Raw genomic sequence first — 25,933 nt, forward strand, 5'->3', positions numbered from 1 at the left:
GCAGGATGGCCCTTGGGCCGTTTCTGCTGGTCTCGGCCGTGGCTCTGGTCCTTGCTACGGCGGGGGCCATTTTGCTGGGCGAGATTGCGGTAACGCCCCGAGACGTGACCCGGACACTGGCCAACCGTATTCTGGGCTTGGATCTGGAAGTCGATCCGATCCGGGAAGGCATCATCTGGCACTATCGTCTCAGCCGTGCCGCCGTTGCGATCTGTGTCGGCGCGGCTCTGGCGGTCTGTGGCACCGTTCTTCAGGCTCTATTGCGCAATCCGCTGGCCGAACCATATTTGCTTGGTATTTCGGCAGGGGCATCGACCGGCGCGGTCACGGTAATTGTTCTGGCGCTCGGCGCGGGGGCGCTGTCCGTCTCCGCAGGTGCCTTTGTGGGCGCGACGGTGGCCATTCTCTTCGTCGCAATCCTGGTGCGTGAAACCGGCGGCGGGACCGAGCGCATTATACTTGCGGGTATTGCAGGCTCGCAGCTCTTCAATGCGGTAACTTCCTTCATCGTCACGTCTTCGGCCAATGCCGAACAGACGCAAGGGATCCTGTTCTGGCTTTTGGGAAGCCTTGGCAGCATCCGTTGGCCGGATGCCTGGCTTTCCTTCCCGATCATGGTCATTGGCTTGGCCATCTGTCTCTACCGTGCCAGGGCGCTTGATGCCTTCGCCTTCGGCGAGGACGCCGCTGCTTCGCTGGGCGTGGACGTCGCGCGCGTTCGCCTTGAACTCTTTGCGGTCACCGCATTTCTGACCGCGACGGTGGTCAGCATGGTGGGTGCTGTCGGCTTCGTCGGGCTGGTCATTCCCCATGCGACTCGTTTTCTGGTCGGCCCTGCACATGGCCGCCTGATACTGGCTTCAGCCTTGGCTGGAGGAGTCTTCATGGTTGCAGCGGACGTGTTGTCTCGCATCGTTTTGCCGGGACAGGTGCTGCCCATTGGTGTCATCACTGCGCTGTTCGGTGCTCCGGCCTTTGCTGCTATCCTTTGGCAGTCTCGGAGGGGGAGATGACGCTCAGGGCGGAAGATGTGTCTTGGGCGGCCGGAGGCGCCCCGATTGTGCGTGGGGTTACATTGCGACTGCCCGAACAAGGTGTTCTCGGACTTGTCGGGCCGAACGGATCGGGTAAATCCAGTCTTCTGCGGCTACTCGCAGGATTGCGTCGAGGGACGGGAGGCGCGATCTATTTGGAGGATCGCCCCATCGAGAGCCTCCGCCGCAAAGAGATTGCCCGCCGCCTTGCCCATGTCGAGCAGCAGGCGGACATTGACATCTCCTTGACTGCGCGCGAGGTGGTCGCGCTCGGGCGCCTTCCCTTGCGAGGCGCCTGGAATGGCTGGTCAACTCGTGACGAAGATGCCGTGGCCTCGGCGTTGCAGCGCACGGACATGATCGACCGTGCCGCCCAGCCATGGTCCACGCTGTCCGGCGGCGAGCGACAGCGAATCCTGATTGCGCGGGCCTTGGCACAAGAGCCGCAGGAACTTCTGCTCGACGAACCGACAAACCATCTGGATATCCGCCATCAGCTGGACCTCATGCGCCTCCTTGGCAACTTAGGCACCCGCATCGTCGTTGCCCTGCATGACCTCAATCAGGCGGCCGCCTTTTGCGACGAAATCGCTGTCATGCATCACGGTCAGCTTGTCACGCAAGGCGCGCCAGAGGACGTGCTGGATGAAGAGCTGATCCGCAAAGTTTTCGCGGTGGAGGCAACAATAAACCATGCGGGGTGTGGACTGCGGGTCGCATTCTTTTGATCTTACGCAAAGGTGAAGTTCGCCGCAGCCTACCCCCACACATCCGTGTGGCGATACCCTGCTCTTCTTTTCCCACGGAACCAATATAAATCGCCGTTGTGGTAAGCTGCGCGTGGCCCATCCATTTCTGCACGATGTGCTACGGAACGCCGTTCACCGTGGCATTGATTCCGAAGCCATGACGCAGAGGCTTCGGACTGCGATGCGGCACATCAGGAATGTCAGCCTCGATCAACGCGTCCTTGATGTTGAGCTATTCCGCACATGAGCGCCGGCTCTGGCGTTGCATTCGTGCAGGTGTGCATAGATAGCTGATCAGTTTCGGTTGTAACTGGTGCCACCCCCGTAAGAGGCTATTGGAGTTTCGCCCGAGCACAGTCCCAAAGGTGTTCAATTCCTCGGTAACGAATAGTGCACGAGCAGGTTTGAGATACCATATTTACAAAGCAACTTGGAGCTGGGGTCGTAGCCTTCATGTTCTTCGCCCCAGCAAGGGGAAGGAGAAATACCATGTGGAAGCGTTTGATCAGCCTGAGCCTGACCTTTGGACTGGCAGCTCTTGGCCCCCCCGCCTCCGCTCAGATGACCTGCGGGTCTCGCGAGACCATCCGGGGCACGCTGGAAACTGTCTACCAAGAAAGCTTGGTTGGCCGCGGCCTTCAGTCCTCCACGCGTATGGTCGAAGTCTGGCGCGCCAGCGAGCAAGGCAATTGGACAATTCTCGTCGTGACCCCCGAAGGGCTGACCTGCATTGTGGCGAGCGGTGTGGCCTGGAGCGACGCGACGTCCAAGCCGCTTGGCGTGGAAAGCCAGTATCGGCCTGGATAAGGCTTGGGGGTGATATAGGGCCGGTGGGACGGCCCGCGTTTTCGGGGTGCACCTTTGGGCACCCTCGTGAAATCTCCGGGATCAGACCGCCTTGTTGGCGACGTCCTGCGCCAAGGCGCGGATGTCGCGGCGCGCGATTCCGATATCGGTCAGGTCGCGGTCGTCGAGCGCGTTCAGCTCGTTGTAGGTCCGGTCGAAAATTGCGCGCTTGGCGCGGGCGGTTTTCCAGGTCTCGGCCGCGCAGTGCAGCGTGGCCGACAGGTTGGATCGGGCGTGGGTATTGGACAGTGCGTATGCCATGTTCAGCGTCCTTTGATGTGTCGGGCGTATTCCCCGGTGAGGTTTTGTTTCCTCAGTGACACTCAGATAATGGCGAATGATTGCGCTAACAACGCGCAGTTTCCGCCATGCCGCCATGCATGTACTGCAATGCGGCATGGGTGGGGCGGGTCCGATCCTGGCGCCCGGACCGTGCGGTCAACACCCGCAGCGTCAGATCGCGACGTCAGATTTTTCCCGGGTTCCTGGGCTGTGACGGTCGATGCGGCCAGAGACACAGACAGCGACCCTGGCGCAGCTACGCCGCGTGACCAAGGTTCAGGACGCGCCGGCGGATTATGCGAAGACCGTCAGCGATGGCGTCCCGGCTCACTTTGACAACATAAGACAATTGCACCCGCAGACGCGAGTGCCTATGCTGACGAAAAACCGCCATAATGGGGTCACCTTGGCGCACCGACCGACCATCAAAGATGTCGCAAAGGCGGCTGGCGTTAGTGTCACGACCGTCGATCGCGCGATCAATGGACGCGCCCAGGTGCGCGCCGAGACCCTGAGAAAGATCGCCGATGCGGCGCATCGGATCGGCTATCACGGCAAGGGGCTGTTCGAGGGCCGGTTGACCGCGCATCTACCCGAGGTGACGCTGGGCTTTGTGCTGTTGAAGCAGGCGCAGGAGTTCTATCGCAACTTCGCCACCGAGATCGAACGCGCGGTTGCCGCCAGGACCGACATTCGCGGCCGCGCGGTGATCCGCTATTCGACCTCGCAATCGCCGGCGGAATTTGCCGCGCTGCTGACCGATCTGGGCAAAAGCTGCGACGTGATCGCCGCCACTGCGGTCAACGACCAGAAGCTCGACCGCATCGTGCAGGATCTCAAGGATGACGGCATCCCGGTGTTTTCCCTGCTGAACGATTTCGCCCAGGGCATCCGCAAGAATTACGTCGGGCTCAACAACATCAAGGTCGGGCGGCTGGCAGCCTGGCTGATCACGCGGACAGTTAAAAGCCCCGGAAAGCTGGCGATTTTTGTTGGCGGCAACCGCTGGCACGGCCATGACCTGCGCGAGGTCGGGTTCCGGTCCTTTGTGCGCGGCGCCGGTGCCGGGTTCGAGGTGCTCGACACGCTGGTCAACCTGGAGACCCGGCAGCTGACCTACGAGGCGACGCTTGACCTGATCGACCGTCACCCGGACCTGCGCGGCATCTATGTCGCCGGCGGCGGGATGGAGGGCGCAATTGCCGCGCTGCGCGAGAAACACCCTGCGCCGCGGATCTCGCTGGCGGTCAACGAGCTGACGGCGGACAGCCGCGCGGCGCTGATCGACGGCTATGCGGTCATGGCGATTTCCACCCCGCTGACGGACCTCTGTACGGACCTGATCGAGATGATGGTGAAATCGGTGGGCGCCGATGACGACGGCGTGGCGGGGCAGCATTTCCTCGAACCACGGCTCTATTTGCCCGAAATGGTGTGATGACATAAATACGTCATCAAGTACCGAATGAATGCGTCATGAATGACGCGATATCTGCCAGCTCAGATTGACCGAATCTCCCCAAACTGCGCAAGTGAGCGCATCCGACGGGCGCTGACAGCCCTGCGGCGGGGGGTACACCATGAAGACAACTTTGAACCATATGACGGTGCCCGGTCTGGGCTATGCCGAGTTTCTCGATCTTGCCGCGCGGCTGAGCTGCATCGGCGTCGAGGTGCGCAACGACATCGCCCGCCCGCTGTTCGACGGCATCGCCCCGGAGGAGGCCGGAAAGATCGCCCGCGACAAGGGGTTGCGGCTGGTCGGGTTGAGCCAGGTCTACCCGTTCAACGACTGGACGTCCGAGCGTGAAGCCCAAGTTCAGGCGCTGATCGACATTGCCAAGGCGGCGGGAGCCGAGACCATCAGCCTGATCCCGCGCAACGACGGCACGGGGCTTGGCAACGGCGAACGCCAGGCCAATCTGCGCATCGCGCTGAAAGGCGTGCTGCCGCTGCTTCAGGCCGCCGGGATGACCGCGCTGGTCGAGCCGCTGGGTTTTCAGCGCTCTTCGCTGCGCTCCAAGGCCGAGCTGGTCGAGACCATCGCGGCGATCGGTGGCGAAGACCATTTCAAGCTGGTGCATGACACATTTCACCACACGCTGGCCGAGGGCGGGCCGTTCTATCCCGAGCAGACCGGCATCGTGCATATCTCGGCAGTGACCGACCCGGCGCTGGCGGTCCACGAGATGGAGGATGAACACCGCGTGCTGGTCGACGGCCAGGACCGGCTGGGCAATGTCGACCAGATCGCGGCGCTGCTGGCGGCGGGCTATGACGGACCGATTTCCTACGAATGCTTCTCGCCCGAGACCCAGGCGATGCCGGATCCGTATTCCGAGATCCGGCGCTCGTTCGACTTTATCGCCTCGCAACTTCAGGCGCGCGCCGCCTGACTGCGCAAGACGGGCCCCGCAACGGGGCTTCCGGCCAGGAGAACGGTGCGCCGGACACCACACTAGGGAGGAAACCCAATGAAAAAGACCCTGACTGCCGCGGCACTGACCGTGCTCATGTCATCCACCGCGATGGCCGAAAACATCGGCGTGTCGATGGCGCTCTTTGACGACAACTTCCTGACCGTGCTGCGCAACGGCATTCAGGAACAGGCCGACGGAATGGAAGGCGTCGACGTCCAGATCGAAGACGCCCAGAACGACGTGGCGCGCCAGCTCGACCAGATCAACAACTTCGTAGCCTCCGGCGTGGACGCGATCATCGTCAACCCGGTCGACACTTCGGCCACCCAGGCGATGACCCAGGCCGCCGAGGCCGCCGGCGTGCCGCTGGTCTATGTCAACCGCGAGCCGATCAACGTCGACACCCTGCCCGACAGCCAGGCCTTCGTGGCCTCTGACGAGGCGGAATCCGGCACTTTGGAAACCATCGAGATCTGCAACATCCTGGCCAAGATGGGCCGCGATCCGGCGCGGGTCTACATCCTGATGGGCGAGCTGTCGAACCAGGCCGCGGTGATGCGGACCAAGGACATCGACGATGTGATCGCCGCCGGTAAATGCGCCGTGCAGATCGAGGAAATCGACCGTCAGACCGCCAACTGGTCGCGCGAACAGGCCACCAGCCTGATGACCAACTGGCTGTCCTCGGGCGAGCCCTTCGACGCGGTGATCGCCAACAACGACGAAATGGCCATCGGCGCGATCCAGGCGATGAAGGCCTCTGGCATCGCGATGGAGGACGTGGTTGTCGGCGGCGTCGACGCCACCCAGGATGCACTCTCGGCGATGCAGGCGGGCGAGCTGGACGTGACCGTGTTCCAGAATGCGGCGGCCCAAGGCGGCGGCGCGCTTCAGGCGGCACTGCAACTGGCGCGGGGCGAGGCGGTGGAGCAGAAAGTCTACATTCCCTTCGAGCTGGTGACCCCGGACAACATGGAAAGCTACATGTCGAAGAACTGAGCCTGACAAGACCAAACCCCGGGGGCGGCGCGCGACGCGCCGTTCCCGACTGTGAAAGCGCCCTTTCCACGGGAGGAGACGGGACATGTCCGACCAGACATCGCAAGGCGTAGGCGGGTTGACCTTCGACCACAAGAAGCGCGCCTGGCCCAATGAATTCAACGTCTTTCTGGCGCTGATCCTGATCACCCTGTTGTTCGAGGTGCTGGGCCAGGTGCTGCCTTACATGAACGGCCAGAGCATGCTGTTCGATTTCAACGAGGCCCGCGACGGTACCATCCTGAACATGGCGCGGATCAAGATCATTATCCTTCAGGTGGCGATCATCGGCATCATCTCGCTGGGCGTGACCCAGGTGATCATCTCGGGCGGGATCGACCTGTCCTCGGGGCCGCTGGTGGGCGCGACGGCGATGATCGCCATGTCGTTCGCCCAGACCGAGCTGGTCAATGGCAACCCCAACCCCAAGGCGGTCTTCGGTCTCTGGGCGATGGATCTGCCGGTGATCGTGCCGGTGATCGTCGGGCTTGCTTTCGGCGCGCTGATCGGATCGATCAACGGGTTCTTCGTGGCCTTCGCCCGCATTCCCCCCTTCATCGCCACGCTGGGCATGTTCCTCGTCTGCCGCGGCATCTCGCAATGGTGGACCAAGGGCCAGCCGGTGTCCTTCCCGACCGATAGCTATGCCTGGATCGGTAGCGGCATGATGCCCGTGGTCTGGTTCATCGGCCTTGCGGTCGTGCTGCAACTGATCATGCGCTACACCGTCTACGGCAAACACACCTACGCCATCGGCTCGAACGAGGATGCGGCGCGGATGTCGGGCATCAACATCCGCCGGCACAAGGTCATGGTCTACATGATTGCCTCGATCCTCGCCGCCTTTGCCGCTATCGTGCTGAGCTCCAAGAACCTCACCGCGCAGGCCGGCATGGGCCAGTTCTACGAGCTCTATGGCATCGCCATGGCCGTCATCGGCGGGGTCAGCCTGACCGGCGGGCGCGGCTCGATCATCGGCACGGTGCTTGGCGCCATGGTCTTCGGCGTGATCCAGTCCGGCTTCACCTTCATCAAGCTCGACGCCTTCTATCAGCTGATGGCGATGGGGGCGATCATCATCGGGGCCGTGGTCCTCGACCAATGGCGGCAGCAACGCGCCGCGGCCAGAGCATAGGGAGACCCGACATGAGCGATATCATCCTCGAGACCCGCGATCTGACCAAGCACTACGGCGGCGTGCATGCGCTCGAAGGTGCCAACTTCACCCTGCGCCGTGGCGAACACGTGGCCATTATGGGCGACAACGGTGCCGGAAAATCGACCTTCGTGCGCCAAATCACCGGCGTCGAACAGCGCACCCGGGGCGAGATCATCTTCGACGGCAAGCCGGTGCATTTTGCCGGCCCGCTCGAGGCGCGCAATGCCGGCATCGAGACGGTGTTCCAGACCCTGGCGCTAGCCGATCAGCTCGATGTGCCCGACAACCTGTTTCTCGGGCGCGAGATCACCAAGTACAACTGGCTGGGCCCCTTCCGGATGCTGGATTACAAGGCGATGCGCCAGCGCACCATGGATGCGCTGGTCAAGACCGGCGTCAAGATCCCCAACATCCGCGGCTCGATCGAGAGGATGTCGGGCGGCCAGCGGCAATGCGTGGCAATTGCCCGCACCGCCACCTTCCACTCCAAGCTGACCATCATGGACGAGCCCACAGCGGCGCTCGGCGTGCAGGAGACCGCGCAGGTGGAAAACATCGTCCGCACGCTCAAGGAAGCCGGCGAGCCGCTGATCCTGATCAGCCACAACATGCGGCAGGTGATGGATCTGGTGGACCGGATCGTGGTGTTCCGCCGCGGAAGGATCTGCGCCAACCTCCGCAAGGAAGAGACCAACGGCGAAGATGTCGTGGCCTATATCACAGGCGCCAAGACCCAGCCCGAATACGAGGAGGCCGCCTGACGCTTCCGGGGCCGGTCAATGCTCCCTGCATGGGCCCCCGGCATCCGCCCTCTTCCCGACGCGGCCGGCGGACCCTCTTCCGCCGGTCGCGCATAACAGATGCGGTCCGCCCGCAATTTCGCCCTACGAGGACAACATGACAATCAACTTCGCCATTCTCGGCGCCGGCCGCATCGGACAGGTCCATGCCCGCGCCGTCACCGCCACCCCCGGCGCCCGCCTTGTCGCCATCTCCGACCCGATAGCCGAAGCCGCCGGAAAAGTCGCCGAGGCCTATGGCTGCGATATCCGCAGCATCGACGAGATTGCCGCCAGCGACGACGTACAGGCAGTGGCGATCTGCACCCCCACCAACACCCATGCCGACCTGATCGAGCAGTTCGCCCGCGCCGGCAAAGCAGTGTTCTGCGAGAAACCCATCGACCTGAGCCTGAACCGGGTGAAGTCCTGCCTCGACACCGTGGCGGCGGAACAGGCAACGCTGATGGTGGGCTTCAATCGCCGCTTCGATCCCGACTTCATGGCGCTGAAAGCCGCGATCGACCAGGGCCGTATCGGCGCGGTCGAGATGGTCACCGTCAGCAGCCGCGACCCCGGCGCGCCGCCGGCCGATTACATCAAGGTCTCCGGCGGCATCTTCCGCGACATGACGATCCACGACTTCGACGTGGCGCGCTGGCTGCTCGGCGAAGAGATCGAGACCGTGCAGGCCGCCGCCTCGGTCCTGACCGATCCCGAAATCGGCACGCTCGGCGATTACGACAGCGTCAACGTCATCCTGACCACCGCCAGCGGCAAGCACTGCACCATCACCAATTCGCGCCGCGCCACCTATGGCTATGACCAGCGGATCGAGGTTCTGGGCTCCAAGGGTGCGGTCTCGGCCGAGAACCACCGCGAGGCCAATATCGAGATCGCCGATGCCGAGGGCTTCCACCGCCCGCCGCTGCTCAACTTCTTCATGTCGCGTTACACCCAGGCCTATGCCAACGAGATCGCGGCTTTCGTCGCCGCGGTGGCCCAGGGTGCCGCGACGCCCACCACCGGGCAGGACGGGCTGATGGCGCTGGCGCTGGCGGAGGCGGCGCTGAAATCGGTGGCCGAGGGCCGTGCGGTGAAACTCGCCGAGGTGCTCGACGGCGCGTGAGCCACGGGCGACCGGGAAGGAACGGATATGACACAGACACTTGACCTGATCACCATCGGCCGGTCGTCGGTGGATCTTTACGGCGCGCAGGTTGGCGGGCGGCTGGAGGACATGGGGTCCTTTGACAAGTACATTGGCGGCTCGCCGACCAATATCGCCTGCGGCACGGCACGGCTGGGGTTGCGTTCGGCCGTGATCACCGGGGTGGGGGACGAGCACATGGGCCGCTTCATCACCGAGCAGCTGGCGCGTGAGGGGGTGAGCACCGAGGGCGTCAAGGTCGACCCGGAGCGGCTGACCGCGCTGGTGCTCCTGGGCATCCGCGACCAGGAGCAGTTTCCGCTGATCTTCTACCGCGAGAATTGCGCCGACATGGGGCTGACCGAGGATGACATCGACCCCGATTTCATCCGCCGGGCGCGGGCGGTGGTGGCGACCGGCACGCATCTGTCGAACCCCAAGGTCGAGGCGGCGACGCTGAAGGCGCTGGAGATCGCGCGGGCGGCGGGGGCGAGATGCGCGCTCGACATCGATTACCGGCCCAACCTCTGGGGGGTGGCGGGCCATGGCGCGGGCGAGCGCCGCTTTGTCGAAAGCGCCGCGGTGACCGCCAAATTGCAGGAAAGCCTGCCTCTGTTCGACCTGATTGTCGGCACCGAGGAGGAGTTCCACATCGCAGGTGGCTCGACCGACACGGTCGCGGCGCTGCGCGCGGTGCGGGCGGTCTCGGGTGCGACGCTGGTCTGCAAACGCGGCGCGGCCGGCGCGGTGGCCTTCACCGGCGCGATCCCCGACAGCCTCGATGAGGGCGAGACAGGCCCCGGTTTCCCGATCGAGGTGTTCAACGTGCTGGGCGCGGGCGATGGCTTCATGTCGGGGTTGCTGAAGGGCTGGCTCGATTTCGAGAAGGGGGGCGAGGACTGGCCCACCGCGCTCAAATACGCCAATGCCTGCGGCGCCTTCGCGGTCAGCCGCCATGGCTGCACCCCGGCCTATCCGTCCTGGGACGAGCTGCAATTCTTCTTCGACCGGGGCCTGCAACGGCCCGACCTCAGGAACGATGCCGCGTTGGAGCAGGTGCATTGGGCGACCACCCGCTCTTCCAGATCGGGGGGCGACTGGTCGCAGGTCAAGACCTTTGCCTTCGACCACCGCCTTCAGCTCGAGGAGATGGACGGCTATACCCTGGAAAAGGGCGGCCGGTTCAAGGAACTCTGCCTTGAGGCCGCGCTGCGGGTGCAGGCCGGCCGGCCGGGCTACGGCATCCTCTGCGACAACCGCATCGGGCGCGCGGCGCTGCACCGGGCCTCCGGCAGCGGGCTGTGGATCGGGCGGCCGACGGAGCTTCCGGGCTCGCGGCCGATCGCCTTCGAGCCGGAACTGGGCGCCGATCTCGGCCAGTTCCGCGAATGGGCCCGCGAGAATGTGGTCAAGCTGCTGGTCTTCTGCCACCCCGACGACGCTGCCGACACGATGGCCGCGCAGGTCGGGCAGGTGACGCGCCTGTTCACGGCGGCGCGGCGCAACGGGCTGGAATTCCTGCTGGAACTCATCCCGTCCAAGGTCGGGCCGGTGGATGACGAGACCTCGGCCAGGCTGATCCAGCGCTTCTATGATGCCGGCGTCTTTCCCGACTGGTGGAAGCTGGAGCCGTTCAGGACCGAGGCGGCCTGGGCGAATGCGGTGGCAGCGATCACCCGCAACGATCCGCGCAGCCGCGGCATCGTGGTGCTGGGGCTCGACGCGCCGGAAGAGGCGCTGGCGGAGAGCTTTGCGCTGGCCGCGAAACAGCCGCTGGTCAAGGGCTTTGCCGTGGGGCGCACGATCTTTGGCCCGGCCGCGCGGCGCTGGCTGGCCGGCGAGATCACCGATGCCGAGGCGGTGGCCGAAATGGCCGAGAACTACAGCCGCCTGTGCACCATCTGGGACAAGGCCCGCGCCCGGGCCATGGAGGAGGCCACATGACAGCAACGATCCGACTGACCGCCGCACAGGCGATGGTGCGCTATATCGCGGCGCAGAAAAACCAGGATGGCGATCCTTTCCTTGCCGGGTGCTGGGCGATCTTCGGCCATGGCAATGTGGCCGGGCTCGGCGAGGCGCTGCATGCCGTGAAGGACAGCTTTCCCACCTGGCGCGGCCACAACGAACAGACCATGGCGCATGCCGCGATTGCCTATGCCAAGCAATCGGGGCGCAAACGGGCGATGGCGGTCACCTCCTCGATCGGTCCGGGGGCGGCCAACATGGTCACCGCCGCGGCGCTGGCGCATGTCAATCGGCTGCCCGTGCTGCTGATCCCGGGCGACGTCTTTGCCACCCGTGGCCCCGACCCGGTGCTGCAACAGATCGAGGACCTCCAGGATGGCACGGCAACCGTTAATGATGCGTTTAGGCCGCTGACGCGGTATTTTGACCGCATTACCCGCCCGGAACAGCTTCTGACGGCGCTGCCGCGGGCCTTTCGCGTCCTGACCGATCCGGCAGACTGCGGCCCGGTCTGCCTGTCTTTCTGTCAGGATGTTCAGGCCGAAGCTTTTGAATATCCCGAGAGTTTCTTTGTGCCCCGGGTCTGGCGCCCGCGTCGCATCCGCCCCGACGAGGCCGAGCTGGCCGAGGTCGCCGAGATCATCCGCGCCGCCCGCCGCCCGGTGATCGTGGCCGGCGGCGGGGTGCATTACGCCGGTGCCACCGGGGCGCTGCACGCCTTTGCCGAGGCGCACAACATCCCGGTGACCGAGACCCAGGCCGGCAAATCGGCGCTGCCCTGGGACCATGCGCTCAACCTCGGACCGGTCGGTGTCACCGGCGGCGCGGCGGCCAATACGGTCTGCGCCGAGGCCGATATGGTGCTCGGGGTCGGCACGCGGTTCCAGGACTTCACCACCGGGTCGTGGGGGCTGTTCGCCAATCCGTCGCGCAGGCTGATCTCGCTCAATGTCGCGGCCTATGACGCGATGAAACACGGCGCCGCGCCGTTGCTGGCGGACGCCCTGGTCGGGCTGACGGAGTTGAGCGCGGCGCTCGACGGCTATACCGCGCCGGGCAAGACCGACGGGCTGAAAGACGACTGGTTCGCCAAGGTCGACCCGCTGACGGCGGCGCCTGAGGACAGCAATCAGCTGCCGACCGACATGCAGGTGATCGGCGCGGTGCAGCGCGCCGCCACGCCGGAAACCGTCGTCATGTGCGCCGCCGGCACCATGCCGGGCGAGCTGCACAAGTTGTGGAAGGCCGGGCGCCCGGGCAGCTACCACATGGAATACGGCTTTAGCTGCATGGGCTACGAGATCGCCGGCGCCATGGGCATCAAGATGGCGGATCCGGCGCGCGACGTGATCTGCTTTACCGGCGACGGCACCTACATGATGGCCAATTCCGAGATGGCGACGGCGGCGATGATGGGCATCGCCTTTACCGTGGTGGTGACCGACAACCGCGGCTATGGCTGCATCAACCGGCTCCAGATGGGCTGTGGCGGGGCCGAGTTCAACAACCTGCTCGATCACACGATCCACGAGACCCCCTCGGCGATCGACTTTGCCAAACATGCCGAGGCGATGGGGGCCACCGCGGTCAAGGTCGGCTCGATCGCCGAGCTGGAAGCGGCGCTGGCCCGGCGTCACGACGCCAGGGGGCCTTACGTGGTGGTGATCGACACCGATCCCTATCCCTCGACCGAACACGGCGGCGCCTGGTGGGATGTCGGCGTGCCGGAAGTCTCGGAGCGCCCAGCGGTGCGCGATGCCCGCGCCCGATACACCGAAAACAAGCAGAAACAACGCGCGGATTGATCCGTAGGGTGCGTGCTTTGCACGCACCGCCAAGAAGGACGAGACCCATGGCTGTAAGGATCGGCATCTCCCTGATCGCCTGGCAGAACGACGACCTGCCGGAGCTGACGAAGGACTTCACCACCGAGGGCGCGATGCAGGATGCCGCCAGGATCGGCTATTCCGGCGTCGAGCGCGGCCGCCGAATGCCGGCCGACACCGCGGGCCTGCGCGCATACCTCGACCGCTACGGAGTCGCGCTTTGCGGCGGCTGGTGCTCGGGCAACCTGTTGGTCAACGACCTCAAGACCGAGAAGGCGGCGATCGCGGCGCAAGTGGAACAATTCGCCGCCCTCGACGCGCCCTGTATCGTCTATGCGGAATGCTCCAACACCATCCAGGGCGACCGGGGCACGCCGGTGTCGCGCCGCCCCAGGCTCTCGCGCGACGAAGTGACCGCCTATGCGAAGAAACTCTCGGAGCTGGCGAAATGGACGCGCGATCAGGGGGTTGTGCTCTCCTACCACCACCACATGGGCGCCATGGTGCAGGATGCCTGCGACATCGACTGGCTGATGGCGGGCTCCGACCCGGCGCTGACGCTGCTCTATGACACCGGGCATCTGCATTTTGCCGGCGCCGATCCGCTGGCGGTGCTCGACCGCTGGGGCGACCGGGTGCATCATGTGCACGTCAAGGACGTGCGCCAGCCGGTGCTCGACTGGGTCCGGGCCGAGGACCGCAGCTTCCTCGACGGCGTCGCGGCCGGGGTCTATTCGGTGCCGGGCGACCCGGAGGGCTGCCTCGACTTCCAGGCGGTGACCGACCGGCTGAAGGCGATGGACTATGATGGCTGGATCGTCGTCGAGGCCGAACAGGATCCGGCCAAGGCGCCGCCGTTTGAATATTCCAGGCGCGGGTATGACCATCTCGTCGAGATCTGCACCCGGTCCGGACTGAACATCCAACCCTGAGGAGGCGCCCATGCCCGATCTGCTCTGCAAACCCTTCGGCACTCACGGCAAGGTGCATGAGATCACCCCCGCGCGCGCCGGCTGGCGCCACGTCGGCTTCTCGCTCTACCGCCTGCGCCCCGGCGAGACCGCGGCCGAGGCGACCGGCGCGCGCGAGGTGATCCTTGTCATGGTCGAGGGCAAGGCGGCGATCACCGCCGCCGGCCGGGATTGGGGCACCCTCGGCGCGCGGATGAATGTCTTCGAGAAGACCCCGCCGCATTGTCTTTACCTGCCGAACGGGACCGAATGGTCGCTGCTGGCCGAGACCGATTGCACCGTCGCGGTCTGTTCGGCGCCGGGCCGCGGCGGCCATGCGCCGCGCCGCATCGGCCCCGAGGGCATCACGCTCACCGAACGCGGCCGGGGCACCAACACCCGCCACATCAACAACATCGCGATGGAAGCCGAGGATTACTGCGACTCCCTCTTGGTCACCGAGGTATTCACCCCCGCCGGTCACTGGTCCTCCTACCCCAGCCACCGTCACGACGAGGACGACTTCCCGCGCATCACCTATCTGGAGGAAACCTATTACCATCGCCTTAACCCGGCCTCGGGATTCGGCGTGCAGCGGGTCTATACCGAGGATGGCACGCTCGACGAATGCATGGCGGTGCACGATGGCGAGGTCGTTCTGGTCCCCCGCGGCCACCACCCCTGCGGCGCGCCTTACGGCTTCGAGATGTACTACCTCAACGTCATGGCCGGCCCCCGCCGCAACTGGCGATTCCTGCCCGACCCCGCCGTCAAGTGGATCATCGATAAAGACGGGTGAGGCTCAGATCGACTCAGGCCCGTAGAGCTGCGGCGTCAGGAAGTGCTGTGCCGAAACCGGGGGCGCGGACTGGCGCGTCGCCTCGATCATCAGGTCGACGAGCTGTCGGGACAGCTCGGTTAGCGGCGTGGCGATGACCAGGCTGGCGTAGCGGTCGGCCAGCGCGGCGCGGCTGTCGTCGGTCAACTCATTGACCACCAGCGCCACTTTGCCGGGCGGGCGGAGTTCCCGCAGTGCGGCGATCGCGCCTTCCATGCCACCGCCCGCCACGTAGATGCCGCGTAGGTCCGGATGACGGTCAAGCAGGTCGAGTGTCGCCTCGTAGGTCACCTGCCGGGTCTCAAGGTTCACCACCGCGTCCAGCAGTTCCAGTCCCGGTGCATGATCGCGCAGGTAGCTGCGCAGCCCGGTCTCGCGCAGGATATGGCCGTGCCAGCGGTTACCGCCGATGAAGACGGCGACCTTGCCGGGATCACGGACCTGCGTTGCGATCATCCAGCCTGCAATCCGCCCGACCTTGACGTTGTCGAGGCCGAGGTAGCTTTGCTGGATGCCCGAGGCCGCGTCGTTGAGCAGCGAGAATACCGGTTTGCCCGCGCCCTGCAGCGCGGCGATTGCCCTTGAGAGGCCGGGGTGGTTGATCGCCGAAGTGGCCAGCACCTGCGCGCTCTGGCCGGCCTCTTGCAGTTCGGCGGCGAAGTCACCGGGCGATTGCGAGGCCGAAAAGCGGATCTCGCATCGGCCGCGCACGTCCTGACGTTCTGCCACCGCGGCCTCCAGCGCTGCGGCGAAACTGCGGTAGAAGGCCTGCGACGGTTTGTGCAGCACGAAGCCGAAGCGTACCACGGGTCGCTCCGTCCGGTCATTGATCTCGGCAAGCCGAGCCGTCGGATAGCCGATCTCCTGCGCCGCGATCAGCACGCGCCTGACTGTCGCTTGGCGGACGTTGTCGCGTCCGTTCAAAACGCGATCGACAGTCGCCAGGCCCACACCGGCGGCCTTTGCCAAGTCTTTCAGGGTTGGACGACGGGACATAAGTCTTGAGCTATTCGCATCATGGATGGCGCTCATGATGATGTATTTTGAGGTTATCGGCAAGCCCGTCTCTCTGAAGAATCGCGGGGTGGGTGTATCGCTGGATCAACCGCTTATCCTGGGAGGATATCATGACAAAGCGCGATTATTCCCTGCTGGGCCCCGATTCGGCGCGGGCCGTCGAGACGGGGCTGGCCACGGCCCAGTGGTATCACACCGAGGTTCCGCGCAAGGAGATGAAGGCGCTAATGCAGCGTAGCGACCAGCCGGCGATCCGCGACACGATCCTGTTGTTCGGGGCGATGATCCTGCTGGCCGGCCTCGGCATCGCGCTCTGGCCGTCGCCCTGGTCGGCGCCCGCCTGGCTGGCCTATGGCGTCCTCTACGGCTCGGCGATGGACTCGCGCTGGCACGAATGCGGCCACGGCACCGCCTTCAAGACGCCATGGATGAACAACGCGGTCTATCAGATCGCCAGCTTCTGCATGGTCCGCAACCCGGTGGTCTGGCGCTGGAGCCATGCGCGGCATCACACCGACACGATCATCGTCGGTCGCGATCCGGAGATTGTTGCCATGCGCCCGCCGGCGCTGTTCCGCATCTTCCTGAATTTCTTCGGCATCCTGGACGCGCTGACCGGCTGGAAACACATGCTACAGAACGCCGCCGGACATCTCGGCCCAGAAGAGGCCGATTTCATTCCCGAGCAGGAGCGACCCAAGGTGTTCCGCGTCGCCCGCATCTGGGTGCTGATCTATGCCGCGACGATTGTCCTCGCGGTCGCCACGCAGTCGATCCTGCCGCTCATGGTGATCGGCCTGCCGCGGCTCTACGGCGCCTGGCACCACGTAATGACCGGCATCATGCAGCACGCGGGTCTGGCCGACAACGTGCTGGACCACCGGCTCAACAGCCGCACCGTCTATATCAACCCGGTCAGCCGCTTCGTCTACTGGAACATGAACTACCACGTCGAACACCACATGTTCCCGATGGTGCCCTATCACCGGCTGCCGGAACTGCACGAGAAGATCAAGCACGACCTGCCGGCGCCCAATACGTCGATCCTCGATGCTTACCGCGAGATCTGGCCGGCCCTGAAACGCCAGCTGCGCTACGAGGATTATTTTTTGAAGCGCGAACTTCCGGGCACCGCACGGCCTTATCGCGAAGACCTGCATGCCGAGGCACTCGGCGTTCCTGCGGAATAACAAAAAGCTCGAAAGGACAGTATCATGGCACAATGGATCGACGCCTGCGCGACCGACGACATCGACGAAGAAGACCTGATCCGCTTCGATCACGACGGGCGCACCTTCGCGATCTATCGCAGCCCGGACGACGAGTTCTTCTGCACCGACGGTCTATGCACCCACGAACAGGTGCATCTGGTGGACGGGCTGGTGATGGATTACGTGATCGAATGCCCCAAGCATAACGGCCAGTTCGATTACCGCACCGGAGAGGCGAAACGCGCGCCGGTCTGCGTCAACCTCGCCACCTATCCCGCCAAGGTCGAAAACGGCCGCGTGCTGATCGAGGTCTGAGGTGGCAGGGATCGTCATCGTCGGCGCCGGCGAATGTGGCCTGCGTGCCGCATTTGCAGCCCGAAATGCGGGATACACGGGCGAGATCACCGTGATCGGCACCGAGACCGCACTGCCCTACGAGCGGCCGCCGCTGTCCAAGCCTGATGCCGCCGGAGTTATCGAAAAGCCGATCACCTCGAAAGAGGCTCTGTCTGCGTGCGCGATCGCCCTGAGGTCCGGCGTCACTGTCACCGAAATCGACCGGGCGAACCGGCAGTTGCAGCTCTCTGTCGGCAGCGCGCTTGGCTACGACAAGCTTCTGCTCACCACCGGGGCGCGGCCGCGCACTCTGGCCTGTCCGGGCGGCGAGCATGCACGTGTTTTCCGCACGATCGAGGACGCGCGGGAGGTGTTCCGCTCCGCCGGGGCTTCGACCCGCGTGACCATTGTCGGCGCCGGGCTCATCGGCCTGGAACTCGCAGCTGTCCTGATCGGGAGGTGTGCGAAGGTCACCGTGCTGGAAGCCGGGCCGCGCCCTCTTGGCCGCAATGTCCCGGAACCTTTCGCGATGCGCCTGGCCGAGCGCCACCGGCAACGTGGAGTCAATATCCGCTGCGGCGTCGCCCTGCGCGTCTGTACCGCGTTCTCGGTGGTGCTGGAGAACGGCCAGACCATCGACACCGATCTGGCCGTCGCCGCGATCGGTGTCACGCCAAATATCGACCTGGCAGAGGCGGCAGGGCTGACCACCCAGAACGGTATCTGCGTCGACGCGGGCTTGCGTACCGAAGACCCCCGGATCTTTGCGGCAGGCGATTGTGCCGCGGTGCAGGCGCCGGACGGCGGCTATCGACACTATGAGACCTGGCAGAATGCTCAGGCCCAGGGGGATGTGGCAGGCGCCAACCTGGCCGGTGGCGATGCAAGGTTCTCCGGGCCGGTCTGGTTCTGGTCGGATCAATACGATCTCGGGTTGCAGGGCTTCGGCGAAACAGAGGGCGACCCGGCCGCCATCCGCGATCTGGGGAACGGCGCCGAGGTGCGTTTCTACTCCAACGATGCCGGGCAGCTGATCGGTGCCGCCGGGCTCGGGCCGAGCAATGCCGTTTCCCGGGACATCAAGATCGCACAGCGGCTTGCCGGCGCGACGCTCGACCCGGCGCTGCTGGCGGACGCCAACCAGAACATGAAGAAGCTGCTCAGGGCGGCCTGAGCGAGGGAGGATTCCATGAGCAAGACACCAAAGCGGCCGACAGTTGCCGATATCCGGGCGATGAAGGGCAAGCGCACCCTGACCATGCTCTACGTCGAGACGCCCGAGGAGGCGGCAGCCGCGGCCGAGGCCGGCGTAGATATGCTGTCGATCATCGACCCGGTCTGGACGTCAGAAATGCGGGACGCCGCCGGCGCTTGCTTCGTGCAGGTCGGTCTTCTTTACGGTGAGTTGGTAACATTGGAGGATTACCAACGCGCCGCGCACCACGCCATGCAGGTCGGCGGCGATTGCGTGTACTGTGCGTCGTCCTTTGGCACGATCAAGGCGCTGGCGGATGACGGAATCCCGGTGGTCAGCCACGTCGGGCTGATCCCGTCGAAAGCCACCTGGACAGGTGGGTTTAAGGCTGTCGGCAAGACCGCGGACAGCGCGCTGAGCGTCTTCGAGCACGTCAGGAAGCTGGAGGAGATCGGCTGTTTCGGCGCCGAGCTCGAAGTTGTTCCCGACCGGATCGCCGCCGAGATCGCCTGTCGCACCAGTCTTGTCCTGCTCGGCATGGGCGCCGGGCCGTACGCCGATGCTCAGTATCTCTTTGCCGAGGACGTCCTGGGCTATACGCGCGGTCACAAGCCGCGCCACGCCAGGACCTACCGCGATTTCCGAAGTGAACTCGACCGGTTGCAGCGCGAACGTGTCGCGGCCTTCGGCGAATTCGTCAATGACGTGACAACAGGAGCTTATCCCGCCGCAGCGCATTGCGTCGGCATCGAGGATGACGAGTTCTCCAAGTTCATGCTTGCGCTCAACGATTGAACAATTTGAAGGCGATCAGCAACCAATTGATCTCGCCACCCCTACTTTCACCACAAATATTTCGAGGTGAACTATGTCGGCAAACCGAGCTTTTTCCGAAGAACGACCGTGGCCGCCAAGCGACCCGCGCGGGAATTACACCACCGGGATGCTGCTGACGCGCCCTTCGGACACTGGCGGACGCAGACCTTCATCGCAGGGCTGCGTGTCGACGAATTCAGCGCGCTTCGGGTGGTGGACGGCCCCATGAACCCCGCCGCGTTCGACACCTGTATCGATCCCCAGCTGTCCCCCGAATTGCCGCCAGGCGACATGGTGATCGCCGACAATCTGTCGTCGTACAGGTCCGCCAAGGTTCAGGCGGTTTTGCCGGATATGTTGCTGATTGAATGGTTGTTGCTGTAGTGGCAACGCCGAGAGAATGTTGGACTGGTTTCGGTAAACATTTCCCGTCGCCCTGCCGTCACTGATCAGGCCGTATCGACGCCGCGAATTTCTGCTCCCGCCCGGGGACACCCTGAAACAGTCGATCGATCTCAACACCCGTAGGGCGGCCGAGACCAATGACATGCCGGGCCAAATGTGGCGGCCTACCAGATCAAGAGAGTTCGCCAAGGATATCCTTTGTCGCCGGCATGCGATCAAGGCTTGAGGCGATCCGGTCTCGCCACCTGGGGCCCTGGGACAGCGCGTGCTCGTAGGCCTCGGCGAGATCGTCGGGCCGGTCTTCCGCGAGGATGCGGATCAGGAATTCCGCCTGGGACCGGTCTTTGCGCGCCTTCGCCTCGTCCGGACCGCCCTGCCGCCTGCTGGCCACGATCAGCTTGTGGAGTGCGAAGCGCTCGGGGCGCGGGATCTGCACAAGGACACCCGAGCGGTAGAGGGCCAGCGCGTGGATCGGTTCCGCGATCAGGAAATTGAGGTAGTTCAATGCCTGTGCGCTTACACCCAGTGCTGGAAGGGGCTTGACGCCTTCCTCGCCGAACGCCGGCGTCAGAAACTCGACCATTGCCTCGCCACCACTTTGACGCCACTTCCAGATTTGCCGATCAAAGACCCCCGGAACAGCCTCGAATTTCATCGACCGAAGGATATCTCCCGGTTCTTCCTCGACGCGGTCGCCCAGAGCCACCGAGAGCCGCTCGAAGCTCGCGAAATCGATGTCGCCCGTCTGGGCAAGCTCGTCAGAGTCGAAACGAACCCCAAGCTCTCCTTGATAGAGGGCATATGCGCCGGTTCCGATCAGCGTGCCGCCCAGCCGGAAGACGCCGGCGCGCGCGAAGGCGAGAAGCAGCGAGCCTGTCTCCCGGTCGGTTCCAATCATCCCTTCGGCCCTCAGGACCCGCGCCAGGCGGGACATGCGTTTCTTTCGCTCCTGCGCCTCTGCCTTCAGTTCAGCCGCCCGGGCAAGACGATCGCGCAAGTCGGGGCTATCCTCGCCAAGGTAGCGGCTCTTCATCTCGGTCCCGATACGGAACCGGTCGTAGAGATAGATCCGCCCGTTGCGCTCACGCGCCTCGATGCTGCCGACAACTTCCGACGCCGCCTCGTCGAGATGCATGCGCAGCAAGTCTTGATAAGCGACCTGGGCTGCGCGGGAATGTGATATCGGGTCCATGTTGTGCCTGTGCGCCGACTGTGTGCATCAAATATGAGATTGATACACGCAGCGGGTGGAGTGCAGCAAATATTATTTTGATGCACACAACTCACAACACCCGGATTAGGGGCACGCTCCATCTGGTGAAGCTGTACCGCAGCGGTCAACGGCGTAGCCAATGGCCGGGGGCCGCTCGCATCGAAGCGCGCCTTGCGGTCCGCGCGATCGCAGCATTTCCGAATATGGTCCAATTGCGGACGGGAGAAACCAGCATGACCATCGCCAAGTTTCCCGCAATTCGCGCCTGCCGCCGGGTCTGAAACAAGCGCCATTTCCTCGGCCAGAAGCGCCCCCTCATGCCGAAGTACGTCTGGGCCAGCTGCTTACGCCTGGAAATCGCGAAGAACCATCGCGACCTCGCGCTCTTCAACCTCGCCATCGGCAGCAAGCCTTGGGGGCTGCGACCTCGTCAAGCTGAAGGTCGCCGAAATCTATGCCTCCGGACACCCTGCGCACCAGGGAGGTCAGGACGACGGGTCATCCTCCGACAGCAGGTCCGACAGGCGCGTGGCCGAGGCCCTCAACCTGTCGACGTGACCGATGGCATCGGCCATCGAAAGTCGCTGTTGCGGCGCGTGGAACGACAGGGTTGAGACCAGCCGGTCGTTGCCGTCGAAGATCGGGACTGCCACCGCGATCATGCCTTCCATGAACTCCTCGTCGTCGGTGGCATAGCCGCGTTCACGCACCTCTGTCGCCTCGGCGATCAGCACCTCGGGATCGGTGATCGTGCGCCCCGTGCGCGGGTCCAGCTGCGCCGACAGCGCGTAGTTGCGCAGGTGGCGCCGGTCGAGGTTCGAGAGATACATCTTGCCGCTGGCGGTGCAGTAGAACGGCACCCGGGTGCCGACGGGAAGCTGTATGCGCAGCGGCCATTTGGTTTCCACGCGGTCGAGATAGACCATGGCGTCGCGATCCGCGATGGCGATGTTGCTGGTTTCGCCGATCTCCTCGGCCAGTTTTGCCAGAACGGCGACACGGGCGGTCCGGATGCGCAGCGACGACAGGATGCCGGTCGACATGTTGCGCATGCGACGGCCGGGGGAATAGCCCCGGCCGTCGATTTCGCGCTGGATGAAGCCTTCGTTCTCCAGCGTGGTGAACAGCCGATGGATGGTCGGCTTGGGCAGGCCGAGGGTCTGGTTCACTTCGGTCGGCGTGACCGGCACCCCGGCTTCGGCCATGGCTTCCAGCACGAGCAGCAACCGCAGGTTGGTCGGTATCGCGCCTTCTTTTTCGCCGTCGTCCGCCATGGTGTCCCTTGGTGCCAATCCCTTTTGTAACGGTTTACCCGCCCGGGATCAGGATTGTCGAGAGAGCCGGCACCAGCGCGACGATGATCCAGACCGACAGCAGTGCGAACAGGTAGGGCACCGTGTAGCGCAAAAGCCGGAAATACGGCACGCCCGTCACCCCCGAGGCGACATAGAGATTGAGCCCGTAGGGCGGGGTGATGAAGCCGATCGAGGCGCCGACAAGGAAGATCACGCCGAACTGCACCGGCTCGACCCCCACGGAATGCGCGATGGGGGCGAGGATCGGGGCGAGAATGATGGTGACGGGCAGGCTTTCCAGCACCATTCCGGCGACAAAGACAATCGCCATCGAGGTGAAGAGTACCGCGTAATAGCCACCCATGCCGCGTACGAACTCGCCGATGATCTCCTGCGCGCCCAGCACCGAGAGGATCTGCTGCATCACCACCGACACCGCGATCAGCGGCGCCAGGATGCCGGTGATCTGGGCCGAGCGCATGGTGATCGACGGCAGCTCCAGCGGGCCGAAGCCCTGCACGACGAGGTATTCCGACACGCTGCGTTCGCGGAAATCGCGGTCTTCCGAGGGGCGGCCCATCATCCTGTGGACCGGCAGGCTCAGGAAACCGACGATGATGCAGAAGCCCACCGTGACGCCCGCCGCCTCGGTCGGAGAGAACTTGCCGGTGTAGATGCCCCAGAGCACCAGCCCGATGGCGAAGAAGCCCAGCCAGGCGCCGATGCCGGTCTTGAGGACGCGGGCGATCTCGAGCCGGATCAGGTGACCCCAGCCGTTTTTGGTGCAGATGACGAAGGCCACCAGCATCATGCCGCCCACCATCATCGCGCCGGGGATGATGCCGGCCACGAAGAGCTCGGAGATCGGCAGGTTCAGCAGGAAGCCGTAGACGATGAAGATGATCGAGGGCGGGATGATGATGCCGACGGTGCCGCCCGCTGCGGCGGTGGCGGCCGAAAAGCGTTCGTCGTAGCCGCCTTTGACCATTTCCGGATGCAGCATCGAGCCGATGGTGGCGGTGGTCGCCGAGTTCGACCCGGAAATGGCGGCAAACAGCCCGCAGGCCCCGAGAGATGCCATGGCGAGGCCGCCGCGCAGCCAGCCGAGAAGCGCATATGCGAAGTCCGACAGGCGCCGGGCGATGCCGGAGCGGTTGATCAGGTCGCCGGTCAGGATGAAGAGCGGCATGGCGAGCAGCGCGAAGCCGTCGGTGAAGACATCGGCCAGCGCGGCGCCGGTGTTGATCAGCGGCAGGCCGAGCACCAGGCTCATGCCGATCACCCAGTAGCCGATCACCAGAAAGACCGGCACCCCCAGCATGAACAGGAAGGTGACCGCGATTGAGATGAAGATGGTCCAAGATCCGTCAGTCATGTCTGTCTCCTCAGTCCGCGCCAATGGCGACGGGGGCGATCATTGCGTTGCCGTGGCGGAAGTTTCTCAGGTCCTCCAGCCAGTTCTCCATCGCCCGCGCCGCGATCAGGATGAAGCTGAGCGGGACGGAGATCAAAAACCACCATTGCAGGACATTGTCGGTGCCCAGAAGGATCTGGAAGTTCGCCGCCGAGTTGGCGGTCACCTGGGTCGAGGTCACGATGACGATCCAGGCAAAGCCGATCCACAGCACCGCATCGATCGACAGGCACAGGAATTGCAGTCCGCGCGGCATGTTGCTGCGGAATTCGGCAAACGCCAGATGCGTTCGGAGCTTCACGTTATAGGCGCAGCCCGCCCAGGTCATGATCAGGAACAGGAAGGGCGGCAGCGTGGTCGACCAGGGTGCCTGCACGTTCAGCACGAAGCGTCGGAACACCTCGACAAAAATGATCGCACCGATCAGCAGGTAGGTCGACACCATGACGGTGGCCTCGAACTTGCGTTCAATCCACGGGACATAGTGGTAGACGATCAGGAACAGCGCGCCGCCCAGCAGGGTGATCACCCCGCCCAGGACCCATGCGGCTTCGGTCTTCAGGGCTTCGTTGATCATCCAGGCGTCGTTGGACAAGACAGCGCTGAATATCTCAGCGATGTCGCTCACGATAGTGGACATTCCGTCTCCTCCTCGGGACAGGTCAGGGCGTGCAGATGTGGTGGCTTGCAAGGAGGTCGCGGCGCCAGGTCAGAAACCGGCGCCGCGACAAGAGGGTGTCAGCCCTTCCACCAGCGGCGGGGCTCGACGTTCTCCGGCTTCATGTCGGCCGGCACCTCGCGCGCAACACGGTGCAGCTCGGCATAGGTGTCGATGCCACCGGCCCAGTTGTTCAACCGGCCGCGCCACTGCTCCCAGGGCTCGGGGTTGAACTCGGGTGAGCACATCTCTTCGGCCATCTTGATCTGGTCGTCCGCCAGGAAGGCCGGGCGCACGTCGTGCTCGTCAAACAGCGTGCCGGGCAGAACCGGGTCCGAGAAGCCGACGGTCTTGACCAACGCCGCCTCGTTCGCGGCCTGCACGTGGACCTGTGCCAGGTAGGCCGATTCCATAACCGCATCCTGAAGATGGCCTTCGAGGCCGTCGAAGACGCTGGCCGACATCGAGGTGTGCTCGGTGCCGCAGAAGAACTTCAGATCGACCGATTGCGAGACCACCGGCGACATGTTGGCGTAGGCCACGGCCGAAGCCCAGGTTTCCGCGCCGTCGATCAGCCCGGTCTTCAACCCGTCGAGCGTTTCTTCCCAGGCCACCGGAACCGGGTTCAGGTTGAGCAACTGCATCGCGATGCGGCCCAGCTGGGTGCCGGTGACGCGGTTCTTGGTCCCAAAGAGTTCCTCGAGCTTGGTCACCGTCGGCTTGTCCGCGAAGGACTGGCCCATCTGTAGCCCGCGCAGCTCGCAGTGGCTGAACAGGAATTTCAGCCCGTGCCGCTTTTCCAGCGGGTCGCGCAGGATGGCGTTCGATTCGGGGCTGTAGAGGAAATGGTACTGCGACGCCCGGCCCGGGAAGACATAGGCATAATCCAGCACGTTCAGGTAAGGCGCGCCGCCGGCCGAGTTCTGGGTCGAGGCGGCATAGATGTCGACGATGCCGTTCTGGGTCTTTTCGACACAGTTCAGCTGGCCGCAGATCTGGTTGTCGCCGATGAACTCGACACGGATCTCCCCGTCCGTGCGTTCTTCGAGGTCGCGGGCGAACTCCAGCGCGCCGGCGCGCTCGATCAGCAGATTGCGCGCGTTAAAGCCCGAGGCACCGAACTTCAGCGTGTGCCTGGCCTCTTTCTTGAAGCGCTTGTCATAGGTCGATTCGGCCGCTGCCGCGAGCGTCGGCAGGCTGACCGCACCGGTCAGACCGCCGAGGCCCAACACCGTGGACGACAGCCCGTAACGGCCTGCAACCCTGAAAAAATCGCGGCGCGAGACACCGCCAAGTTTGTCCGAAATCTTCATGAACCTCTCCTCCTTCGTTCA

The 25,933-nt window shown here is 64.3% G+C and carries 24 protein-coding genes and 2 pseudogenes; 19 read left to right on the forward strand and 7 right to left on the reverse strand.

Annotated features, from left to right (window positions below):
- The first annotated feature begins 5 nt into the window (after nt 1-5).
- From AC0J5K_RS18210 to AC0J5K_RS18220, 3 genes are all read left to right on the forward strand, one after another.
- On the forward strand, nt 6-1,013 hold the full coding sequence (locus tag AC0J5K_RS18210) for a FecCD family ABC transporter permease (protein WP_274565509.1): 1,008 nt from the start codon (nt 6-8) through the stop codon (nt 1,011-1,013).
- Nucleotides 1,010-1,762 carry an ABC transporter ATP-binding protein gene (locus AC0J5K_RS18215; protein ID WP_274565508.1) on the forward strand — a complete coding sequence of 251 codons (753 nt, stop codon included), beginning with the start codon at nt 1,010-1,012 and terminating at the stop codon, nt 1,760-1,762. Before AC0J5K_RS18210 ends, AC0J5K_RS18215 begins: the two co-directional genes overlap by 4 nt.
- A gap of 510 nt (nt 1,763-2,272) precedes the next feature.
- Nucleotides 2,273-2,590, forward strand: coding sequence for a hypothetical protein (locus tag AC0J5K_RS18220; protein ID WP_274565507.1), 318 nt, complete (start codon nt 2,273-2,275; stop codon nt 2,588-2,590).
- A gap of 81 nt (nt 2,591-2,671) precedes the next feature.
- Here AC0J5K_RS18220 and AC0J5K_RS18225 read toward each other — a convergent pair whose 3' ends face one another.
- Entirely contained in the window at nt 2,672-2,890 is a 219-nt protein-coding gene (locus AC0J5K_RS18225; RefSeq protein ID WP_274565506.1) for a DUF1127 domain-containing protein, read from the reverse strand.
- A gap of 394 nt (nt 2,891-3,284) precedes the next feature.
- On the opposite strand from AC0J5K_RS18225, the gene AC0J5K_RS18230 reads away from it, so the two are divergent.
- The 10 genes from AC0J5K_RS18230 to iolB all read left to right on the forward strand — a co-directional run bounded on the left by AC0J5K_RS18230 (nt 3,285) and on the right by iolB (nt 15,000).
- Nucleotides 3,285-4,349, forward strand: coding sequence for a LacI family DNA-binding transcriptional regulator (locus tag AC0J5K_RS18230; RefSeq protein WP_074838225.1), 1,065 nt, complete (start codon nt 3,285-3,287; stop codon nt 4,347-4,349).
- Between the two features lie 142 nt (nt 4,350-4,491).
- Complete coding sequence (locus AC0J5K_RS18235; RefSeq protein ID WP_274565505.1) at nt 4,492-5,307, forward strand: TIM barrel protein; 816 nt, start codon at nt 4,492-4,494, stop codon at nt 5,305-5,307.
- A gap of 78 nt (nt 5,308-5,385) precedes the next feature.
- Complete coding sequence (locus tag AC0J5K_RS18240; RefSeq protein WP_274565504.1) at nt 5,386-6,330, forward strand: sugar ABC transporter substrate-binding protein; 945 nt, start codon at nt 5,386-5,388, stop codon at nt 6,328-6,330.
- A gap of 85 nt (nt 6,331-6,415) precedes the next feature.
- A complete protein-coding gene (locus AC0J5K_RS18245; protein ID WP_074838234.1) occupies nt 6,416-7,504 on the forward strand; it encodes an ABC transporter permease in 1,089 nt (362 codons plus the stop codon).
- 11 nt (nt 7,505-7,515) lie between these two features.
- Nucleotides 7,516-8,289: an ATP-binding cassette domain-containing protein gene (locus AC0J5K_RS18250; RefSeq protein ID WP_074838237.1), complete on the forward strand. Its 774-nt coding sequence runs from the start codon at nt 7,516-7,518 to the stop codon at nt 8,287-8,289.
- 136 nt (nt 8,290-8,425) lie between these two features.
- Complete coding sequence (gene iolG, locus AC0J5K_RS18255; protein WP_274565503.1) at nt 8,426-9,436, forward strand: inositol 2-dehydrogenase; 1,011 nt, start codon at nt 8,426-8,428, stop codon at nt 9,434-9,436.
- Nucleotides 9,437-9,463: 27 nt separating this feature from the next.
- Nucleotides 9,464-11,401, forward strand: a complete 1,938-nt coding sequence (locus tag AC0J5K_RS18260) for a bifunctional 5-dehydro-2-deoxygluconokinase/5-dehydro-2-deoxyphosphogluconate aldolase (protein ID WP_420398586.1) — start codon at nt 9,464-9,466, stop codon at nt 11,399-11,401.
- Nucleotides 11,398-13,230 carry a 3D-(3,5/4)-trihydroxycyclohexane-1,2-dione acylhydrolase (decyclizing) gene (gene iolD, locus AC0J5K_RS18265; protein WP_274565299.1) on the forward strand — a complete coding sequence of 611 codons (1,833 nt, stop codon included), beginning with the start codon at nt 11,398-11,400 and terminating at the stop codon, nt 13,228-13,230. Before AC0J5K_RS18260 ends, iolD begins: the two co-directional genes overlap by 4 nt.
- A 47-nt stretch (nt 13,231-13,277) precedes the next feature.
- Entirely contained in the window at nt 13,278-14,183 is a 906-nt protein-coding gene (gene iolE / locus AC0J5K_RS18270) for a myo-inosose-2 dehydratase (protein ID WP_274565298.1), read from the forward strand.
- Between the two features lie 10 nt (nt 14,184-14,193).
- On the forward strand, nt 14,194-15,000 hold the full coding sequence (gene iolB / locus AC0J5K_RS18275; protein WP_085851855.1) for a 5-deoxy-glucuronate isomerase: 807 nt from the start codon (nt 14,194-14,196) through the stop codon (nt 14,998-15,000).
- Nucleotides 15,001-15,003: 3 nt separating this feature from the next.
- On the opposite strand, the gene AC0J5K_RS18280 is transcribed toward iolB, so the two are convergent.
- Nucleotides 15,004-16,071 (reverse strand): LacI family DNA-binding transcriptional regulator, encoded by a 1,068-nt coding sequence (locus AC0J5K_RS18280; protein WP_274563822.1) that lies wholly within the window; start codon nt 16,069-16,071, stop codon nt 15,004-15,006.
- Nucleotides 16,072-16,166: 95 nt separating this feature from the next.
- On the opposite strand from AC0J5K_RS18280, the gene AC0J5K_RS18285 reads away from it, so the two are divergent.
- The 5 genes and pseudogenes from AC0J5K_RS18285 to AC0J5K_RS18305 form a co-directional block, all read left to right on the forward strand.
- Nucleotides 16,167-17,246 carry a fatty acid desaturase family protein gene (locus AC0J5K_RS18285; protein WP_274563824.1) on the forward strand — a complete coding sequence of 360 codons (1,080 nt, stop codon included), beginning with the start codon at nt 16,167-16,169 and terminating at the stop codon, nt 17,244-17,246.
- A gap of 24 nt (nt 17,247-17,270) precedes the next feature.
- The gene (locus AC0J5K_RS18290) at nt 17,271-17,582 is read left to right on the forward strand and encodes a MocE family 2Fe-2S type ferredoxin (protein ID WP_048534648.1); all 312 of its coding nucleotides are present in this window, start codon (nt 17,271-17,273) and stop codon (nt 17,580-17,582) included.
- A 1-nt stretch (nt 17,583) separates the two neighbouring features.
- Nucleotides 17,584-18,777: an NAD(P)/FAD-dependent oxidoreductase gene (locus tag AC0J5K_RS18295; RefSeq protein WP_274563830.1), complete on the forward strand. Its 1,194-nt coding sequence runs from the start codon at nt 17,584-17,586 to the stop codon at nt 18,775-18,777.
- 15 nt (nt 18,778-18,792) lie between these two features.
- Complete coding sequence (locus AC0J5K_RS18300; protein WP_074837633.1) at nt 18,793-19,593, forward strand: 3-methyl-2-oxobutanoate hydroxymethyltransferase; 801 nt, start codon at nt 18,793-18,795, stop codon at nt 19,591-19,593.
- 153 nt (nt 19,594-19,746) lie between these two features.
- A pseudogene (locus AC0J5K_RS18305) lies at nt 19,747-19,992 on the forward strand (IS630-like element ISSpo6 family transposase); the annotation flags it as partial.
- Between the two features lie 199 nt (nt 19,993-20,191).
- On the opposite strand, the gene AC0J5K_RS18310 reads toward AC0J5K_RS18305, so the two are convergent.
- Nucleotides 20,192-21,211: a nucleotidyltransferase family protein gene (locus AC0J5K_RS18310; protein ID WP_074837631.1), complete on the reverse strand. Its 1,020-nt coding sequence runs from the start codon at nt 21,209-21,211 to the stop codon at nt 20,192-20,194.
- A 254-nt stretch (nt 21,212-21,465) separates the two neighbouring features.
- Between AC0J5K_RS18310 and AC0J5K_RS18315 the strand changes: the two are divergent.
- Nucleotides 21,466-21,697: pseudogene (locus AC0J5K_RS18315) on the forward strand (integrase); the annotation flags it as partial.
- Nucleotides 21,698-21,717: 20 nt separating this feature from the next.
- On the opposite strand, the gene AC0J5K_RS18320 reads toward AC0J5K_RS18315, so the two are convergent.
- The 4 genes from AC0J5K_RS18320 to AC0J5K_RS18335 form a co-directional block, all read right to left on the reverse strand.
- A complete protein-coding gene (locus tag AC0J5K_RS18320; RefSeq protein ID WP_074837629.1) occupies nt 21,718-22,506 on the reverse strand; it encodes an IclR family transcriptional regulator in 789 nt (262 codons plus the stop codon).
- Nucleotides 22,507-22,540: 34 nt separating this feature from the next.
- On the reverse strand, nt 22,541-23,902 hold the full coding sequence (locus tag AC0J5K_RS18325; RefSeq protein ID WP_048534637.1) for a TRAP transporter large permease: 1,362 nt from the start codon (nt 23,900-23,902) through the stop codon (nt 22,541-22,543).
- A 10-nt stretch (nt 23,903-23,912) separates the two neighbouring features.
- The gene (locus tag AC0J5K_RS18330) at nt 23,913-24,581 is read right to left on the reverse strand and encodes a TRAP transporter small permease (protein WP_074837628.1); all 669 of its coding nucleotides are present in this window, start codon (nt 24,579-24,581) and stop codon (nt 23,913-23,915) included.
- 98 nt (nt 24,582-24,679) lie between these two features.
- Nucleotides 24,680-25,912: a TRAP transporter substrate-binding protein gene (locus AC0J5K_RS18335; protein WP_048534634.1), complete on the reverse strand. Its 1,233-nt coding sequence runs from the start codon at nt 25,910-25,912 to the stop codon at nt 24,680-24,682.
- Between the last annotated feature and the right edge of the window lie 21 nt (nt 25,913-25,933).

The organism is Marinovum sp. E3, from assembly GCF_055755275.1.

What these genes read in the sequence shown, in the direction of transcription:
- AC0J5K_RS18210 (WP_274565509.1), top strand. Translation starts at nt 6, where the DNA reads ATGGCCCTTGGGCCGTTTCTGCTGGTCTCGGCCGTGGCTCTGGTCCTT.
- AC0J5K_RS18215 (WP_274565508.1), top strand. Translation starts at nt 1,010, where the DNA reads ATGACGCTCAGGGCGGAAGATGTGTCTTGGGCGGCCGGAGGCGCCCCG.
- AC0J5K_RS18220 (WP_274565507.1), top strand. Translation starts at nt 2,273, where the DNA reads ATGTGGAAGCGTTTGATCAGCCTGAGCCTGACCTTTGGACTGGCAGCT.
- AC0J5K_RS18225 (WP_274565506.1), bottom strand. Translation starts at nt 2,890, where the DNA reads ATGGCATACGCACTGTCCAATACCCACGCCCGATCCAACCTGTCGGCC.
- AC0J5K_RS18230 (WP_074838225.1), top strand. Translation starts at nt 3,285, where the DNA reads ATGCTGACGAAAAACCGCCATAATGGGGTCACCTTGGCGCACCGACCG.
- AC0J5K_RS18235 (WP_274565505.1), top strand. Translation starts at nt 4,492, where the DNA reads ATGAAGACAACTTTGAACCATATGACGGTGCCCGGTCTGGGCTATGCC.
- AC0J5K_RS18240 (WP_274565504.1), top strand. Translation starts at nt 5,386, where the DNA reads ATGAAAAAGACCCTGACTGCCGCGGCACTGACCGTGCTCATGTCATCC.
- AC0J5K_RS18245 (WP_074838234.1), top strand. Translation starts at nt 6,416, where the DNA reads ATGTCCGACCAGACATCGCAAGGCGTAGGCGGGTTGACCTTCGACCAC.
- AC0J5K_RS18250 (WP_074838237.1), top strand. Translation starts at nt 7,516, where the DNA reads ATGAGCGATATCATCCTCGAGACCCGCGATCTGACCAAGCACTACGGC.
- iolG (WP_274565503.1), top strand. Translation starts at nt 8,426, where the DNA reads ATGACAATCAACTTCGCCATTCTCGGCGCCGGCCGCATCGGACAGGTC.
- AC0J5K_RS18260 (WP_420398586.1), top strand. Translation starts at nt 9,464, where the DNA reads ATGACACAGACACTTGACCTGATCACCATCGGCCGGTCGTCGGTGGAT.
- iolD (WP_274565299.1), top strand. Translation starts at nt 11,398, where the DNA reads ATGACAGCAACGATCCGACTGACCGCCGCACAGGCGATGGTGCGCTAT.
- iolE (WP_274565298.1), top strand. Translation starts at nt 13,278, where the DNA reads ATGGCTGTAAGGATCGGCATCTCCCTGATCGCCTGGCAGAACGACGAC.
- iolB (WP_085851855.1), top strand. Translation starts at nt 14,194, where the DNA reads ATGCCCGATCTGCTCTGCAAACCCTTCGGCACTCACGGCAAGGTGCAT.
- AC0J5K_RS18280 (WP_274563822.1), bottom strand. Translation starts at nt 16,071, where the DNA reads ATGAGCGCCATCCATGATGCGAATAGCTCAAGACTTATGTCCCGTCGT.
- AC0J5K_RS18285 (WP_274563824.1), top strand. Translation starts at nt 16,167, where the DNA reads ATGACAAAGCGCGATTATTCCCTGCTGGGCCCCGATTCGGCGCGGGCC.
- AC0J5K_RS18290 (WP_048534648.1), top strand. Translation starts at nt 17,271, where the DNA reads ATGGCACAATGGATCGACGCCTGCGCGACCGACGACATCGACGAAGAA.
- AC0J5K_RS18300 (WP_074837633.1), top strand. Translation starts at nt 18,793, where the DNA reads ATGAGCAAGACACCAAAGCGGCCGACAGTTGCCGATATCCGGGCGATG.
- AC0J5K_RS18310 (WP_074837631.1), bottom strand. Translation starts at nt 21,211, where the DNA reads ATGGACCCGATATCACATTCCCGCGCAGCCCAGGTCGCTTATCAAGAC.
- AC0J5K_RS18320 (WP_074837629.1), bottom strand. Translation starts at nt 22,506, where the DNA reads ATGGCGGACGACGGCGAAAAAGAAGGCGCGATACCGACCAACCTGCGG.
- AC0J5K_RS18325 (WP_048534637.1), bottom strand. Translation starts at nt 23,902, where the DNA reads ATGACTGACGGATCTTGGACCATCTTCATCTCAATCGCGGTCACCTTC.
- AC0J5K_RS18330 (WP_074837628.1), bottom strand. Translation starts at nt 24,581, where the DNA reads ATGTCCACTATCGTGAGCGACATCGCTGAGATATTCAGCGCTGTCTTG.
- AC0J5K_RS18335 (WP_048534634.1), bottom strand. Translation starts at nt 25,912, where the DNA reads ATGAAGATTTCGGACAAACTTGGCGGTGTCTCGCGCCGCGATTTTTTC.